Below are 15636 nucleotides of genomic sequence, written 5' to 3' on the forward strand. Positions count from 1 at the left end.
CAGCGCTTGCGGTGGGCGATGCTCGGGTCATGGACCTGCGCGTGGAAGTGTCGAACGCCGACATCGCTGCGGCCAAACGGCTCTGGAAGGGGGCGTCCGAGGCGGGCGCCCGGCCGGAGCTCGTCGAGACGCTGCTCTCCGACTACGTCCAGCTGATCAGCGCCCAGGCGCAGCAGATCGCCGACGACTTCCGGCGCAGCCGCACGGTCGAGCGCGGCGAGGCGTAGGCACCTGACGCGTCCGGGTCAGCGAGCTCGTTGCGGCGAGCTCCCGGCCGGGGCCGTGCGCCGGACCTTCCACCAGCGTTCCGACGACGTCCGTCTGGTGTTCGCCGCAGGCGGCGAGACTCGGTTCATGAGCACAACGGCACCCGCGGGTATCAGGCTCGGGGACCCGGTCGTGGGGTCGATCGTCTGGGCCGTCGTGCACCCCATCGGACCCGTGCCGCTCGACGGCTCGGCCGACGAACGCTTCGTGTCCGTCATGGGCGAGGTCAACGGTGCGCGGCTGGACGCACCCGGGTGGGGCTACGCGCAGGTGTGGTCGTCCGAGGAGCTGTGCCGCGAGCACGCCTGGTCCATGCAGTGCGTGGGCCGACGGTTCTACGAAGGCCTCGAGGTGCGTCGCGTGCGCGTGGTCGGCCCCGCGCTGTTCCGGCTCGCCTGAGCAGTCACGGCCGACGGGCGGCCAGCTGCTCGACCATGCCGAGAGCCCGCCGCTCGTGCGCCTCGAGCGTGAACCCGAGGGACTCCACCTGGCGCAGCGGCCGGTGGCAGAAGCGCTCGCCCTGGAGCGGCACCGACACCACGTCGACGAGCCTCTGCAACGACCGCACGGCCCAGCTCGACGACTCCACGTGGTCCGCGAGGAGCAGCAGCCCGCCCGGCCGGAGCACGCGGGCCAGCTCGTCGACCGCACGACGTTCGTCGGGGATGCTGCACAGCGAGAACGTCATGAGGACCGTGTCGAACGAGGCCTCCGCGAAGGGAAGGTCGCGCGCGTCTGCCTGCCGCAGGTCCGCGGTGATGCCGAGGTCGGCGGCCCGCCGCACCGCGACCGCGAGCATCGACGGGCTCCACTCGATCCCCGTGAGGTCCAGACCGGCAGGGTAGTGGGGCAGGTTCAGCCCGGTGCCGACCGCGACCTCCAGCGTGCGGCCGGTGGCTCGTCGGCACAGCCACGGACGGGCGGCGCCGAACCACTTCCGCTCGGCCGTGCTCATGCGTCTGTCGTACGCGCTGGCGCGGCGGTCCCAGGAGCCGCGCAGCCGGTCGTCGCGGCTCGTCACGTCGACAACCCTACGTTCTAGGGTGGTTCCGGACGGGAAGCGTCCGGAAGGCAGGGATGGTGAGCGAGGACCAGAACCCCACGGCGCGAGCGTTGACCGCACTCGAGCTCATCCAGGCGAGCCCCGGGATCAGCGCGGACCGGATCGCCGACCGGCTCGGCGTCTCGCCGCGGGCGGCCCGGCGCTACGTCGCGACCCTGCGGGAGGCCGACATCCCGATCGTCTCGACGCGCGGGCCGTACGGCGGCTACCGGGTGGGACGCGGCCTGCGACCGCCGCCGCTCGTCTTCACCGCCTCGGAGGCCCTGGCGCTGGTGATGGCCGTGCTCGACGGGCACCACGAGGCCGACGACCCGACGCAGCCGGTGGGGACCGCGCTCGGCAAGATCGTTCGATCGCTGCCCGAGTCCGTCGCGGCCCCCGTGCGGGCCGTGCGCGAGGTCGCGGCACCCGCGCCCGACCGTGCGGCGGCGCGTCCGGACCCGACGATCGCGACCGCGCTGGTGCAGGCGTGCTCGGCGCGGACCAGGGTCCGGCTGACGTACCGCTCGGAGGGCGGGAACGCCTGGCAGCCCGAGGTCGAGCCGTGGGCGGTCGTCGTCCGGCACGGCCGCTGGTACCTGCTGTGCCACTCGCCGGCCGCGGATGCGCGGCGCGCGTACCGGGTGGACCGGGTCGGCGGTGTCGAGGTGCTCGCCGAGACGTTCGAGCCGCCTGCGGACCTCGACCCCGTCGCGGAGCTCGAGGAGCACCTGGCGGTCGGCTGGGAGTACGCGGTCGACGTGGTCGTCGAGGCCCCGGCGCACCGAGCGGCCCGCTGGCTGCCGCGAGATCTCGGCCGGATCGAACCGGTCGACGGCTCGTCGTGCCGTCTCGTGGGCAGCACGAGCGACCCGCCCTGGTACGCAGGCCGGCTCACGGGCATCCCGGTCCCCTTCCAGGTTAGGGGTGGCCCGGAGCTGCGTGCGGTGGTGCGGTCCGTCGGGGAGCGCCTGATCGCGGCGACGGACGCGGAGGCCGTTGACAAAGCCTATGACTGAGAGCACGGTCATCTGGGGGACAGTCAGGTCGGTCAGCAGCGGCCGGTCCTGGCCTTGCGCCGCACTGAGCAGGCACGATAGGCATCGCCCGAGAACGTCATCCGTATGGCTGAGGTTCTACCACCCAGACGAGTGATCTCCACAACATTTGTTGGTCATAGGTGCCTATGACCTTCATTGGAAGCCCCGACCTGCCGAAGGAAAGCGTGTTCCCCCGGAGAGGCGCTTCCCTTGTCGACACTCGATCTGCCCCGTGTCCCGCGCATCACCCTGGCCGATCTTCGTCGCGTCAACGGCCACGTCGTCCTCGTCGCGCTGGTCGTCGTCCTCGTCGCGTGGACCACCGGGCTCGTTGCCAGCGCGGGCGTCCAGGCGCGTCGGCATGCCGAGCTGGTCGAGCACCAGCGGCAGGTCGCGCACCAGGTGCACGCCCTGTCCGCCGACTGGCGCACCGAGCTGGCCTTCCTCGACACGGCCCGTGACGGCGCGGTCCGCACGCGGCTGGAGTCGATCGAGGCCGAGCGCGCCGCCGTCGCCGGGAATCGGGACGTCGCGCTCGCCGACGCGGCCGCCGCTCTGGCCAGCTCGGCCGGAAAGGTCGACGACGCGCACCGCGCCGAGCTCGAGTCGGCGGTCGGCGCACTCGCCGCGCCCGAGACCGTCTACTCGCGCGTGGTCGTCGCGACCGGCGAGGTGTCGCGGCTGACCGGGGAGGTCACGGCTGCCGAGGTGGCGTGGAACGCCGAGCAGGCACGGCGCGCTGCTGAGGCCGCCGCGCGCAACTCCGTCACTCCCGTGAGCCACCAGAGCAGGAGCCGGGTTCCCGCGCCGCCGTCAGCTCAGGGTGGCGGGACCGTGCAGGAGGTGGGGGAGGCCGCGCTGCGCGCGCTTCCAGGCAACGCCGGGGTCTCGATCCACTGGGACGACCCGGACCTCGCCGGCCACCTCGGCGCGGTGTGGTCCGGCAACACCTCGTACATCATGGTCAACGGCTCAGCGCTCGCCGGGAACCCCGGTAAGACGCAGGACGTGGTCCGGCACGAGATCGCCCACATCTACCAGGGGCGGCTCGCCGCGGCGTACGGCCTGTCGTGGGGCGAGCTGGGCGACCGCATGGCCCCCGCGTTCGGGGACCGCCCGCAGGAGAGGGCCGCCGACTGCGTGGCCCGGCGGTTCGGTGCGTCGTGGACGCACTACACGTCGGACTGCTCGAGCGCCGACAAGCAGGCGTGGGTGGACGCAATGATCGGCGGCTACCTGCCCTGAGGGTGTAGATACGAGACCGTGACCCAGACCTTCCGAGACGGTGAGCAGCTCTGGCGGGAGCGGATGTCGGCGAGCACCCTGGTGGCCGGCTGGCTCGGCGTCGCGCTCGGGCTGCTCATGATCGGGGTCGGGGCGTCGCGCGGGTCGGCGGTCTACGTCGTGCTCGGCGTGATCCTGGCGGCGTTCAGCGTCCTCGGGTCCCTGCTGCCGGTCGTCGAGGCCCGCACGACCGGCATCTATGTCCGCAACGTGCTGCACGAGACCTGGGTGCCCTGGGCGGCCGTCGTCACGATCGTGCCGAGCACCCGCGTGAACGTGATCCTCGACGCCGGGCGGTTCGTGGGCGCGTGGGCCGTGCAGCCCGGCGCCGCGCGTCGTCTGGGTGGTCGTTCGCGCGTCGAGGTCGTCGCCGAGAGGCTGACCGAGGCGTGGAACGCGCACGGCACGGCCCGCGGTCCGAGCACGGTGGTGCGTCGGCTGGCCGTGCCCGGGCGCCGCTGACGACCCTGGACGACGAGAGCGGCAGCCCGCCACGCGAAGGTGGCGAGCTGCCGCTCTCGTCGAGCAGCCGGACCGGCGGGGTCAGTCCAGAGCGAGCTCGAGGTCGCGCTCGAGCTGCGTCTCGACGGCCGGAGCCTTGGGCGTCCGCACCATGACGGCGAGGAGCACCATGGTCGCCGCGATGAACATCGCCGCGACGAAGAACGCCCGGTCGGCGCCGACGACGAACGCGTGCTGCGCGATCTGGGTCGCGGTGCTGCCCGTGGGGGTCGCGCCCCGTGCGGCCGACGAGGCGACCGTCACCAGGATCGCCAGCCCGAGCGAGCCACCCACCTGCTGGCTGACGTTGACGAGCCCGGAGGCCGCACCGGCGTCCTTCGGCGCGACGCCGGCCAGCCCGAGCGACGTCAGCGGGACGAACGCGAGCCCGTTGCCGGCACCGAACAGGACGAGCGGCACGAGGACGGCCCAGTAGGAGCTGTCCGCCGAGATCTGGGACAGGATCAGCAGGCCCGTGGTGGACAGCGCGAGGCCGCCCACCATCAGCGGCCGGACGCCGAGCCGGGACACCAGCGACGCGCTGACGCGGGACGCGACGAAGAGCACGACGGTCAGCGGCAGGAACGCGAAGCCCGTCGCGAGCGGCGAGTAGCCGAGGATCTCCTGCAGGAACTGGGTCAGGAAGAAGAACATGCCCATCATCCCGGCGACGAGCAGCAGGCGGGCGACGTAGGACGAGGACCGCGTGCGGTCCGCGAACAGCCGCAGGGGCGTGATCGGGGCCGGCGCGCGCAGCTCGACCATGATGAACGCCGCCAGCAGCAGGACTCCGGCCGTGAACGCGAGGATCGTGCCGGGGTCGCTCCAGCCCGAGCTCGCGGCGCGGACGAACCCGTAGACCAGCGACGTCATGCCGAGGGTCGAGGTCGCGGCGCCGAGGAGGTCGAAGCGGCCGGGGTGCCGGGGCGTCTCGGGCAGGACGACGCGGGCGAGCACGATCAGGGCGATGCCGATCGGCACGTTGACGAAGAACACCCAGCGCCACGACACCCACTGGGTGAGCATGCCGCCGGCGATCAGGCCGAGGGCCGAGCCGCCGATCGAGACGGCCGAGTAGTAGCCGATGGCACGCGTGCGCTCGCGCCCCTCGGGGAAGCGGGCCATGAGCAGCGCGAGCCCGGACGGAGCGGCGAACGCCGCGCCGGCGCCCTGGACCGCGCGGGCGACGAGCAGCTCGGTGGGGGACTGGGCGAACCCGCCGACGAGCGAGGCGAGCGTGAACAGTGCGACACCGCCGATGAGGACGCGGCGCCGGCCGAGGATGTCGCCGGCGCGGGCGCCGAGCAGCAGCAGGCCGCCGAACGCGAGCGTGTAGGCGTTCATGACCCAGGACAGGCCGGTCGGCGTGAACCCGAGGTCGGTGCGGATGTCGGGCAGGGCGACGTTCACGATCGTGGCGTCGAGGACGAGCATCAGCTGGGTGGTGAGGATGGCGGCGAGCACGAGTCGCGACGAGGCGACTCGGGCAACGGGAGATGGGGCAGACACGCGGACCTCCGCGACGTACGATGGGATAAGTGGAAGGAGCCTCCACTTAGAGGAACTATACGGAGGCTGCCTCCGTTTAGGCAACAGCTGACGACGACGAACATGCGAACAGGGGTGGAACGTGGGGCAGTCCGGTACGGCGACCGAGCCGACGGCCCAGCCGGACGCCGCGGTGCGGCCCCTGCGCGCGGACGCCGCGCGCAACCGCGACAAGATCCTGGAGGCGGCCGCCGAGCTGTTCGGCGACGAGGGCACCGACGCCTCGCTCGAGGAGGTCGCCCGCCGCGCGGGCGTCGGGGTCGGAACCCTCTACCGGCACTTCCCCAACCGGACGGTGCTCATCGAGCAGGTCTACCGGCGCAGCGTCGACGAGCTGTGCTCCGAGGCGCCACGCCTCGCCGCCACGCTCCCGCCCGGTGAGGCGCTGGAAGCCTGGATCCTCGGCTTCGTGACATATGTCGGCCGGAAGAAGGGCCTCGCGACAGCGCTTCGCGGCGCGCTCGGCGACGACGCCTCGGCGATCTTCGCCGACGTCCATGCGCGGCTCAAGGCGGCGGGCGACGTGCTCCTCGTCACCGCCCAGGACGCCGGTGTCGTCCGCACCGACGTCGAGACCATGGACGTGCTGCGCGCGGTGAGCGGGGTCTGCTCGGCGACCGCGGACGCCCAGGACCCCGAGAGGACGCGACGGGTGCTGCGTCTCCTGCTCGACGGGCTCAGGTACGGCGCAGCCGGCTGACGAGGTTCGGTGATCATCGTGGGTCGGCGCCCCTGCACGGACGGGTGAACGGCCACGCGTTCCGCTCACAGGTGCTAACACCCAGTCGATAGTCGTCACTGTGCAGCGGGACAGAGGCAGGGTGGCGACGGAGGCGCAGGTGAGCCTCCGATGAGCGTGCTGACGTCCGGCTCCGCGGCGACGGCCACCGCCGACCGGTCCCAGCAGCCCGCACCGGCCACGATCTCCGACCAGCTCGCGGACTCCGTGGACTGGTTCGAGGGCACGCTGCCGGCGTGGCGTCGGAGCAGCTGGTGCCGCGCGGTCGCGGTCCTGGCCATGCTGGGGGCGATCGGCGACGCCCTGACGACCTCGACGCTCCCGCACGTCGAGGGCATCCACGAGGGGAACCCCGTGTCGGCAGCCGGTCAGGCGTTCGTCGGCTCGGTCCCCGTGTTCATGCTGGTCGTGACCATCCCGCTGGTGCTCGTCTTCCTCGTCCTGGCCAACCGGCCGACGTCCCGCTACACGTGGTTCATCTGGCTCGCGGTGGCGAGCGTCGGCGCCGTGAAGCTCGTCGTGACGTTCTCGAACCTCGTGGTCCTGGGAACGGTCTTCACGACCTGACCGGCCTCAGCCCGGGGGCAGCCGCAGCTGGATCCCGCGCGAGTCGACCACCGTGGGCCACCGGTCCAGGGCGTCGAGCGTCTCGGTGTCGAAGTAGTTCCCACGCGTGCGCGCCAGGACCATCGCCTCGCCGGACATGAGGTACTCGCGGGCGGCGCGCTGCCACTGCGCGTTGTCGATCCGCTCCACGGGCGAGCCGCTCCCGTCGGTGTGGCCCGCGTCGAACGTCTGGCCCGACAGGTCGACGGCGACGTCGCAGCCCTGGTCGAGGTTGCGCGAGAGCACGTCGAGGAGCGCGAGCGCCGTGGGCGCATCCGCCTGCACGCAGCCGGCGGGCAGCTGGGCGGACATCTGCGCGGCCGGGAAGTCGACGAGCGGCGACTCCCGGAAGGCGCCCATCGTCAGACCGAGCGAGACACAGCCCAGCACCGCGATGGGGACGCGCGTGCGGTCGGGGAGCGCCGCGACACCCGCCGCGACGACGAGCACGAGCGCCGGCGCCGTGTAGGCGGCGTAGTGCGGCAGGTACGACGGCGACAGCAGCAGCACGGCGCCCTGGGCGGCGAGCATGACGACCCACAGGCGACCGCGGCGGCCGCGCCAGGCGAGGACCGCCGCCGCGACGACGGCCGTGCAGGCGAAGACCAGGAGCAGGTGGCGGTGCGACTCGTCGAGCGTCAGGTTGGTGACGTTCACGCCCGTCATGCCCAGCAGCCGGTCGGTGGTCGGACGCCCGTCCCGCGGGCGACCCAGCTGGTCGAGCACGACGTAGCGGAACATCTGCGAGCCGCCCGTCAGCACAAAGGGCAGGATCGCGACGACGACGGCGGCGCCGGCCGCGAGCGTCGCGCGCAGGGCTGGTCGCCAGCCGCGCACCACGAGCTGCCAGAGCAGCACGACGAGCACGGGCACGACGTCCCAGATCTTCACGACCACGCCCAGCCCCAGCACCGCGCCGCCGGCCCACGTCCACCAGGTGCGCGCGCCGACGTCGGCCGAGCGCAGGAGCAGCAGCACGCCGCCGAGCAGGGTGACGGTGCCCAGGGGCTCGAGCAGCGTGAGCCGGTCGGCGTAGGCGGCCGGGGCGGCGACGGCGTAGAGCAGCCCGCCGACGACCGCGGCGGCGGTGCCCCACCGCCAGGCGATCCGGGTGACCAGGACCGCGCTCACCGCGCCGACCACCATGAAGCCGACCCGTGCCGCGACCAGGGCGTCCGAGTCGCTCACCAGGTGCGTCAGCGCGGCGAACGGGGTCAGCGCGAGCGTGATGCCGGGTGGGTGCAGGAAGAGGAAGTCGCGGTAGGGCAGCTCGCCGTGCACGAGCGCGACCGCGGACGCGAAGTACACGCCGTCGTCGTACCCGTGGTACCCGCGGACCCCAGGACCGCCGCCGCACACGATCCAGCGGACGACGAACGCGACGACGCCGGCGCCGGCGGCGACCAGCCAGCCGAGCGTGCGCCGGGGGAGCACGAAGCGCACCGCGGGTGTCGCGGCGGGGCGGGTGCTCAGGTCGACGGCCAACGCAAGGCTCCAGGGTTCGGGTCGAGGGGCGCGTCGTTGCACCCCGATTCTCGCACCCCGCCTGCGTCGGCCGGGTATCGCGGCCGAATAGGGTGATGCCCTCGCCGACGAGAGGGAACGCTTCCGATGGACAAGGCCTGGCTGGACGCCACCCGCACCGCTGCGGAACGCGCCGAGCTGCTGCTCGCCCGGATGACCCTCGCAGAGAAGGTGGGGCAGCTGCACCAGCCCGCCAACATCAGCGCGGTGGACGACGCCGACGACCTGCGCGCCGGGCGGATCGGAACGTCGCTGTCGGCCAGCGGCGCGACCGCGGGCAACATCCGCGACGAGGGCGTCGCGGTGCGCGCGGTCAACGACGTGCAGCGCCTCGCGGTCGAGGAGTCCCGGCTGGGCATCCCGCTGCTCCTGGCCCGCGACGTGATCCACGGGCACCGGACCGTGCTCCCCATCCCGCTCGGGCAGGCCGCGACCTGGGACGCCGGGCTGGTGCAGCATGGCGCCCGGGTGGCCGCCGTGGAGGCGAGCGCGGTCGGGATCGGCTGGACCTTCACGCCCATGATGGACATCACCGGCGACCACCGCTGGGGCCGGGTCGCGGAGAGCCTGGGGGAGGACCCGGTCCTCGCGGGCCGGCTCGCGGCGGCGATGGTGCGTGGCCTGCAGACGGACGACCTGTCGGCGCCCGACGCGATCGCGGCCTGCGCGAAGCACTTCGTCGGCTACGGCCTGGCCGAGGGCGGGCGCGACTACGGCTCGGTGACCGCGGGGGAGACCAGCCTGCGCAACCTCCAGCTGCGTCCGTTCCATGAGTGCGTGCGCGCCGGCGTCGCCACGGTGATGTCGAGCTTCAACGACATCGACGGCGTCCCGGTGCACGCGAACAAGCGGTACCTGCGCGAGATCCTCAAGGACGAGTGGGGGTTCGACGGCGCGATCGTCAGCGACTGGGACGGCGTCGGCGAGATCGTGCAGCACCGGGTCGCGGCGGACGCCGCCGACGCCGCGCGCCAGGGCCTCGAGGCGGGCGTCGACATGGACATGGTGTCGGGGTCCTACGCCGCGCACCTCGAGCAGCTGGTGTCTGACGGCGTGGTCCCGACGGACCTCCTCGACGACGCCGTGCGCCGGGTGCTCACGCTGAAGTTCCGCTGCGGAGTCTTCGAGCACCCGTACACCGACGAGGGTCGCGAGGCGCAGGTCGCGGGTTCCGACGAGCACCGCGCCGCCGCGCGGCAGACCGCGGCGTCATCGCTCGTGCTGCTGAAGAACGACGGGATCCTCCCGCTGACGGCGGGCTCGGAGGAGGCCGTCCTGTTCACGGGACCGCTGCTCGACGCCACCGACGCGCTGTTCGGGACCTGGACGCTCGACGGCCGCGCGGACGAGGTGGTGACGATCGCCGCCGGGCTGGCGCCGCACACGGGGTCGGGCGCCCGGTCGGTGCCGTGGACGCACAGCGACCAGGTGCTGGCCGCCGCCCGCGAGGTCTCGACGGTCGTCGCCTTCGTCGGCGAGCACCCGGTGCGCTCGGGCGAGGCCAACTCGGTCACCACGCTCGACCTGCCGGTCGGCCAGCTGGAGACGCTGCAGGCGATCAAGGCGGTCGGCGTCCGGCTCGTGGTCGTGGTGCTCGGCGGACGCGCGCTCGCGATCCCGTGGCTCGCCGAGCACGCCGACGCGGTCCTGTACGCGTGGCACCCGGGCTCGGAGGGCGGGAACGCTATCGCCGACGTGCTCTTCGGCGCGGCCGGTCCGCGCGGGCGCCTCCCGATCACGCTGCCGCGGTCGACCGGCCAGCAGCCGCTCGTCTACAACCACCGCTCGACGGGCCGGCCCATCGAGCCGGCGCAGGACCGGACGACCGGTCGCTACCAGGACAGCCTCTCCTCGCCGCTGTACCCGTTCGGGTTCGGGCTCACCTACGGCCAGGTCGAGTACGCGGACGTCACCGTGTCGGCGGGGTCGTCGGTCGCCGCGTCGGTCGTCGTGACCAACACCGGCGACCGGGCGTGCACCGAGGTCGTGCAGGTCTACGTGCGCGACGAGGTCGCCGCCGTCACGCGACCGGTCAAGGAGCTCGTCGACTGGGCGGTCGTCGAGCTGGCACCGGGGGCCTCGCAGACGGTCCGGTTCACGATCGACGCGGACGCGCTCGGCTACTACGGCCCCGACGGCCGCTTCCGGGTGGACCCGGGCGCGTTCGCGCTGTGGATCGCGCCGGACTCCGCGAGCGGGGAGCCCGTGTCGTTCGCCCTGGGGTGAGCGCTCAGCGGGTGGTGGTCAGGTGCCGCGCGCGGCGGGGTTCCGGCACGCCGTTGTGCGTCGGGGCCGGCACGCGGCGCTCGAGCTCGTCGGCCACCGCCCGCCAGCAGCGCTCGGCCTGCCGCAGCTGGGCCGACACGTCGTCGGGCCCCACGTGGCCCACGCTGCCCAGACCGTCGGCGGCGTCGAGGGCGTCGAGACCACGCTCGATCGCCTGCTTGGACGCCCAGTAGTTCGTGGTGTCGCGCGACGTGGCCGGCGTCATGACCTCGAGGGCGGCCGCGGCGTCGTCGAACAGGGCACGGACCAGCGCGATCGCGTGCGGCCGCTCGCTGAGCGACATCTGACCCGCCGCGACCGCGACCGCGCTGACGATCGTCGACTGGGCCAGGTGCTCGACCGTCTCCCGCAGCGCGCCGGGCCGGACCTGGATCAGCAGGAGCAGCGCGACGGTCCGGCCGAGCAGGGTCTCGTGCCGCGCGCGGTTGATCCGCTGCCGCTCGGCCGCCTCCCGGGCCTCGCTCTCGGCGCGCAGCGCGTCGGCGAGGGCCGCGCGCTCGCGCCGCTCGGCCTCCTGCCGGGCCGCGGTGGCGTGCCGCGACACGATCTCGCTGGCGGTCCGCACCTGTCGGGTGCTCTCGGCCTGGGCCTTGAGCACGAGGTCGGTGGCGCACTGGTTCATCGGGGACGCGTACCCGGAGTCGGTATACCCGAACAGGGCGACGTGGTGCTCCTCGGCGTAGAGGATCGCGACCTTGGCGAACCCCGACCGCGAGTAGAAGACGGCGACGGTCGACCCCGCTGCGGACCGCAGGCGCTCGATCTCCGCCCGCTCGACCGGGCTGCGCCCGTGCTCGACCCGGCCCGAGAAGTCGTAGCCGATCAGGTCGATCGCGTTGTCCGGCTGGGTCTGGGGGTCGAGGTTCACGCGGACGTCGACGAACGCCAGGACCGTGCGGGCGTGACGCTCGGCGAAGTGCTCGGCGTCCCGCCACTGCGGGTTCTTGGCCACCTGGTTCACGTCCACCTCCTCGCGTCGTCGTGGGCGTCCAGTCGTCACACCGACGCTATGCGCTGTGACAGACGGGGCGCTCGGGCCGTTGGAGTGACCCGCGGGCGGACAAATCGGCACCGCAGCAGGACGCACCCGGACGAATGCGGCTGGTGGGCGTCAGTCGTTCGTGGTGGCAGGGTGGGGGCATGACGGCACGGTGGCCGCAGTTCGAGCCGGCGCTCGAGCGCGCGACGGAGCACACCCGCGAGTGGATCACCTCGCTGCACGACCGGCCCGTGCACCCCAGGGAGCGCAACCTCGCGTTCGGCGGCCCGCTCCCCGACGGTCCCACCGACCCGGCGCTCGTCGTCGACGAGCTGGCCGCGCAGATCGAGCCCGGGCTGATGGGCATGCCGTCGGGGCGGTTCTTCGGGTGGGTGATCGGCGGCTCGCACCCGGCCGCGCTCGCTGCCGACTGGCTCACGAGCGCCTGGGACCAGAACACCGCGATGCGGTACGCGACGCCGGGCACCGTGGCCGTCGAGGACGCGGCGGCGACGTGGCTGCTCGACCTGCTCGGGCTGCCGGCCACCGCGGACGTGGGGTTCGTGACCGGCGCGACGATGGCGAACTTCACCGGGCTGGCCGCCGCACGCCAGCACGTGCTCTCCGAGGCCGGCTGGGACCTGAACCGGGATGGGCTGGCGGGCGGGCCACGCGTCCGGGTGGTCGTCGGCGAGGAACGGCACGGGACGCTCGACCTGGCGTTGCGCTACCTCGGACTGGGCGTGCCGCAGACCGTGGCGGCCGACGCCCAGGGGCGTCTGGTGGTCGACGCGCTCGCGGAGGCGCTGGCCGCCGTCGACGGTCCGACGATCGTGTGCCTGCAGGCGGGCAACCTGCACTCCGGGGCGTTCGACCCGATGGCCGAGGCGATCGAGGTCGCCCACGCGCACGGCGCCTGGGTGCACGTCGACGGCGCGTTCGGTCTCTGGGCGGCCGCGTCGCCGCGCCTGCGGCACCTGACCGACGGGCTCGCGGGCGCCGACTCCTGGGCCACGGACGCGCACAAGACGCTCAACGTGCCCTACGACTGCGGCGTCGCCGTCGTCGCCCGGCGTGAGCCCCTGCGGCGCGCCTTCGGCATGCAGGCCGAGTACTTCGCGGCGTTCGCGGGCGAGGGCGACCCGCACGACAAGGTGCCCGAGCTGTCGCGACGGGCGCGCGGGGTGCCGGTGTGGGCGACGCTGCGGTCGCTCGGGCGGTCGGGGGTCGAGGACCTGGTCGACCGGCTGGTCCTGCGGGCCCGGCAGATCGCCGACGGGCTGGCCACGATCGAGGGAGTCGAGATCGTCAACGACGTGGTGTTCACGCAGGTCAGCGTCGCGTTCGGTTCCGACGAGCGGACCCGACGGGTGGGGGAGGCGTTGATCGCCGACGGCGGCACCTGGATGTCCGGGTCGCACTGGCAGGGCCGCGACATCGTGCGGGTGTCGGTGAGCAACTGGTCGACCGACGAGGAGGACGTCGCCCGGTCGGTGGAGGCGGTGCGTCGAGCCGTGGCCGCGGCGGGCTGAGCGCCGTGGCGCCCCGCCCGCCGCTGCTGCTGCTGCCTGCTTCCCCCTACTCGTACGGGTTGTGCGCGGGCGGCGCCTGCGGCGGCTGACCCGCACCGACGCCGACCGGGATCCGCTCGTGCTCGATCGGGCCGGGCTCCGGCTGCGGGTGGCGCCGCTGGTAGCGCCGGTAGAGGACGACGGCGCCCCAGGTGATCAGGCCACCGGCGACGAGCCACGGCAGCAGGACCCCGAGCACGATCGCGATGCCCCCGAGGACCTCGACGAACGAGCCCCAACCGGCGGACAGGCCGTCGAGGAACGAGTCCGGTCCCGGTTCCGCGACGACCTCCTCCTCGACGGGCGGAGGCGCGACCGCGGGGCCGTGCAGCGAGATGGTCAGCGTCGAGAGGGAGACCTGCTCGGCCAGCCGCGCCCGCTGGCTCTTGAGCTGCTCGAGCTCCGTCTGCCGCTCGGTCAGCGCCGCCTCCGCCTGGACGATCTCGGCGTTGGACTGGGCCTTGCTGAGCAGGTCGGACATGCGGGCGACGGACAGCTCCAGACCGGCGATGCGCGCGTCGAGGTCCTCGGCTGCGCTCGTCACGTCCTCGGTGCCCAGCTCGATCGTGTCGACCGTGCCGAGCTTGCGCAGCTCGACGACGATCCCGTTCACCGACGTGGACGGGATCCGGATCGTGAGCTCGGCGGTGGCCACGCTGTCCTCGGTCGCCGCCTTCTCGGTGCGGCTGTCGGTGCGCCCGCCCTGCTCGTCGGTGAGCGTGACGATCGCCTGGGCGGCGTCCTGCGGCTCGTCCACGGTCATCGCGATGTCGCCGGTCTGGATGACCTGGCGTCCGTCGTCGACGTTCGTGGCCGTCGCGTCGGTGCCGGAGTCGGTGCCGACGTCGGCTGGGGGCGCCGCCTCGACCGGGCCGGCGGGGTCCCCGCCGACTGCGTCCTGCACGGAGCCGTCGGTGCTGCCGCTCGTCTCGCCGGCGCTGCAGCCGGCGAGCAGGGCGCTCAGGGACAGGACGACGCCGGTTGCGAGGACGGCGCCGCGGTGGGCGGTGGATCGGCTTCGGTGACTCGTCGTGGGCTTCATGGCGCGAACGTAGGGGAGTCGCAATCGTCATGGTTCGGTGCGGTGTCAATCGTGACCGCCGACCCCCCGAAGTGGCCTGATCGTGACCGCGCCGTGGCGCTTCAGATGCTGGACGCGCGTCCGACCTGCACGAACGGCGTACGGCAGTGAGGGTTACACCGCGTACGCACTGCTGGTCCACAGGTGGACCGCGGCGAACGCGCGCCACGGACGCCAGCGCTGCGCGGCGTCGGCGACCGCGCGTGCGTCGGCGACCCCCAGGGCGCGCCGCAGCACCAGGTCGCCGACCGGCATCGCGTCGCGGTCGCCGAGCACGCGCAGGGCGAGGTAGTCGACGGTCCACGGACCGATCCCGGGCAGGGCCAGCAGGCGCGCCCGGACATCGGCCTCGTCCTGCGCGCCCGGCTCCAGCGAGAGGCCGTCAGCGCACGCGACCGCGAGCGCGTGCAGCGTCCGGGCGCGCGAGTGGGTGATCCGGACGACCCCCTGCAGCTCGACCGGGTCGACGGCCGCGAGCTCGGGTGCCGACGGGTACGCGAGGAGCCCGGCAGGCCCCGGCGTCCCGTAGGCGGCCGCGAGCCTGCCCCCGAACGTGCGTGCGGCGCCGAGCGAGACCTGCTGCCCGAGGACCGTGGTGACCGCGGCCTCGAACCCGTCGGGATGCCCGAGGATGCGCAGCGCCGGCCGCGCGGCCACGAGCGGTCCCAGGACCGGGTCGTCGGCGAGGGCGTCCACGACGAGCCCGAGGTCGTCGGCGAGCCCGAACCACCGGCCCGCCAGGCGCTCGAGCGCGGCCGTCGAACCCGCCGAGGCGTGCAGGGTGACGCAGTCCACCGCCAGGTGGGCCTCGACGACCGAACTCTGGCCGTCGAGGACCACGAGCCGCCGGACCGTGCCGTCGGCGACCACCTCGACCCCGGGAACGGCGTGCGCGACGAGCGAAGCGAGGGCGGGCGCAGGGTCGAACGGGCGTCGGACGGTCACGGTGGTGCTCACGGACACCCACGCTACTTTGCGTTTTCGAGGAGGATTCATGGTCCGCTTGCGGCAGTTCTGTGGGAGGGTGAGAATCGTCGCAGCCGACCTCCTCACGAACCTGGGGTGATCGGCTGGTCGAAGGTCTGAACCGCGTTGCAGAGGGTCACGGCGAGAGCCGGACCGCCCTTCCAGGGTTCAGGGAGTGCGCCAAGCCTCGTGCCGGCGAGAC

General features: G+C 73.4%; 15 protein-coding genes. 9 read left to right on the forward strand and 6 right to left on the reverse strand.

Annotation, left to right across the window (positions count from 1 at the left end):
- The first annotated feature begins 29 nt into the window (after nt 1-29).
- Complete coding sequence (locus tag AC1DUE_RS04450; protein ID WP_477038187.1) at nt 30-227, forward strand: hypothetical protein; 198 nt, start codon at nt 30-32, stop codon at nt 225-227.
- A gap of 127 nt (nt 228-354) precedes the next feature.
- Nucleotides 355-666 (forward strand): hypothetical protein, encoded by a 312-nt coding sequence (locus AC1DUE_RS04455; RefSeq protein ID WP_477038188.1) that lies wholly within the window; start codon nt 355-357, stop codon nt 664-666.
- A 4-nt stretch (nt 667-670) separates the two neighbouring features.
- Here the strand turns inward: AC1DUE_RS04455 and AC1DUE_RS04460 are convergent, their stop codons facing one another.
- Nucleotides 671-1288 (reverse strand): class I SAM-dependent methyltransferase, encoded by a 618-nt coding sequence (locus AC1DUE_RS04460; protein WP_477038189.1) that lies wholly within the window; start codon nt 1286-1288, stop codon nt 671-673.
- 59 nt (nt 1289-1347) lie between these two features.
- On the opposite strand from AC1DUE_RS04460, the gene AC1DUE_RS04465 reads away from it, so the two are divergent.
- The 3 genes from AC1DUE_RS04465 to AC1DUE_RS04475 all read left to right on the forward strand — a co-directional run bounded on the left by AC1DUE_RS04465 (nt 1348) and on the right by AC1DUE_RS04475 (nt 4095).
- Complete coding sequence (locus tag AC1DUE_RS04465; RefSeq protein WP_477038190.1) at nt 1348-2328, forward strand: helix-turn-helix transcriptional regulator; 981 nt, start codon at nt 1348-1350, stop codon at nt 2326-2328.
- 231 nt (nt 2329-2559) lie between these two features.
- Nucleotides 2560-3594, forward strand: coding sequence for a hypothetical protein (locus tag AC1DUE_RS04470; protein ID WP_477038191.1), 1035 nt, complete (start codon nt 2560-2562; stop codon nt 3592-3594).
- Nucleotides 3595-3612: 18 nt separating this feature from the next.
- A complete protein-coding gene (locus AC1DUE_RS04475) occupies nt 3613-4095 on the forward strand; it encodes a hypothetical protein (RefSeq protein ID WP_477038192.1) in 483 nt (160 codons plus the stop codon).
- Between the two features lie 81 nt (nt 4096-4176).
- Here AC1DUE_RS04475 and AC1DUE_RS04480 read toward each other — a convergent pair whose 3' ends face one another.
- On the reverse strand, nt 4177-5643 hold the full coding sequence (locus AC1DUE_RS04480; RefSeq protein WP_477038193.1) for an MFS transporter: 1467 nt from the start codon (nt 5641-5643) through the stop codon (nt 4177-4179).
- A gap of 121 nt (nt 5644-5764) precedes the next feature.
- On the opposite strand from AC1DUE_RS04480, the gene AC1DUE_RS04485 reads away from it, so the two are divergent.
- Complete coding sequence (locus tag AC1DUE_RS04485) at nt 5765-6382, forward strand: TetR/AcrR family transcriptional regulator (RefSeq protein WP_477038194.1); 618 nt, start codon at nt 5765-5767, stop codon at nt 6380-6382.
- A gap of 150 nt (nt 6383-6532) precedes the next feature.
- Nucleotides 6533-6988: a DUF5658 family protein gene (locus AC1DUE_RS04490; protein ID WP_477038195.1), complete on the forward strand. Its 456-nt coding sequence runs from the start codon at nt 6533-6535 to the stop codon at nt 6986-6988.
- 6 nt (nt 6989-6994) lie between these two features.
- Here AC1DUE_RS04490 and AC1DUE_RS04495 read toward each other — a convergent pair whose 3' ends face one another.
- Nucleotides 6995-8512, reverse strand: a complete 1518-nt coding sequence (locus tag AC1DUE_RS04495; protein ID WP_477038196.1) for a glycosyltransferase 87 family protein — start codon at nt 8510-8512, stop codon at nt 6995-6997.
- Between the two features lie 126 nt (nt 8513-8638).
- Between AC1DUE_RS04495 and AC1DUE_RS04500 the strand changes: the two genes are divergently transcribed.
- Complete coding sequence (locus AC1DUE_RS04500; RefSeq protein ID WP_477038197.1) at nt 8639-10777, forward strand: glycoside hydrolase family 3 N-terminal domain-containing protein; 2139 nt, start codon at nt 8639-8641, stop codon at nt 10775-10777.
- A 4-nt stretch (nt 10778-10781) separates the two neighbouring features.
- Here AC1DUE_RS04500 and AC1DUE_RS04505 read toward each other — a convergent pair whose 3' ends face one another.
- Nucleotides 10782-11798 (reverse strand): hypothetical protein, encoded by a 1017-nt coding sequence (locus tag AC1DUE_RS04505; protein WP_477038198.1) that lies wholly within the window; start codon nt 11796-11798, stop codon nt 10782-10784.
- A gap of 179 nt (nt 11799-11977) precedes the next feature.
- On the opposite strand from AC1DUE_RS04505, the gene AC1DUE_RS04510 reads away from it, so the two are divergent.
- Nucleotides 11978-13348, forward strand: a complete 1371-nt coding sequence (locus tag AC1DUE_RS04510; RefSeq protein WP_477038199.1) for a pyridoxal phosphate-dependent decarboxylase family protein — start codon at nt 11978-11980, stop codon at nt 13346-13348.
- Between the two features lie 46 nt (nt 13349-13394).
- On the opposite strand, the gene AC1DUE_RS04515 is transcribed toward AC1DUE_RS04510, so the two are convergent.
- Nucleotides 13395-14429, reverse strand: coding sequence for a DUF4349 domain-containing protein (locus AC1DUE_RS04515; RefSeq protein ID WP_477038200.1), 1035 nt, complete (start codon nt 14427-14429; stop codon nt 13395-13397).
- A 153-nt stretch (nt 14430-14582) separates the two neighbouring features.
- A complete protein-coding gene (locus AC1DUE_RS04520; RefSeq protein WP_477038201.1) occupies nt 14583-15425 on the reverse strand; it encodes a DNA-3-methyladenine glycosylase family protein in 843 nt (280 codons plus the stop codon).
- Nucleotides 15426-15636 lie beyond the last annotated feature (211 nt).

It is taken from the genome of Cellulomonas sp. P4_A2 (assembly GCF_056402515.1).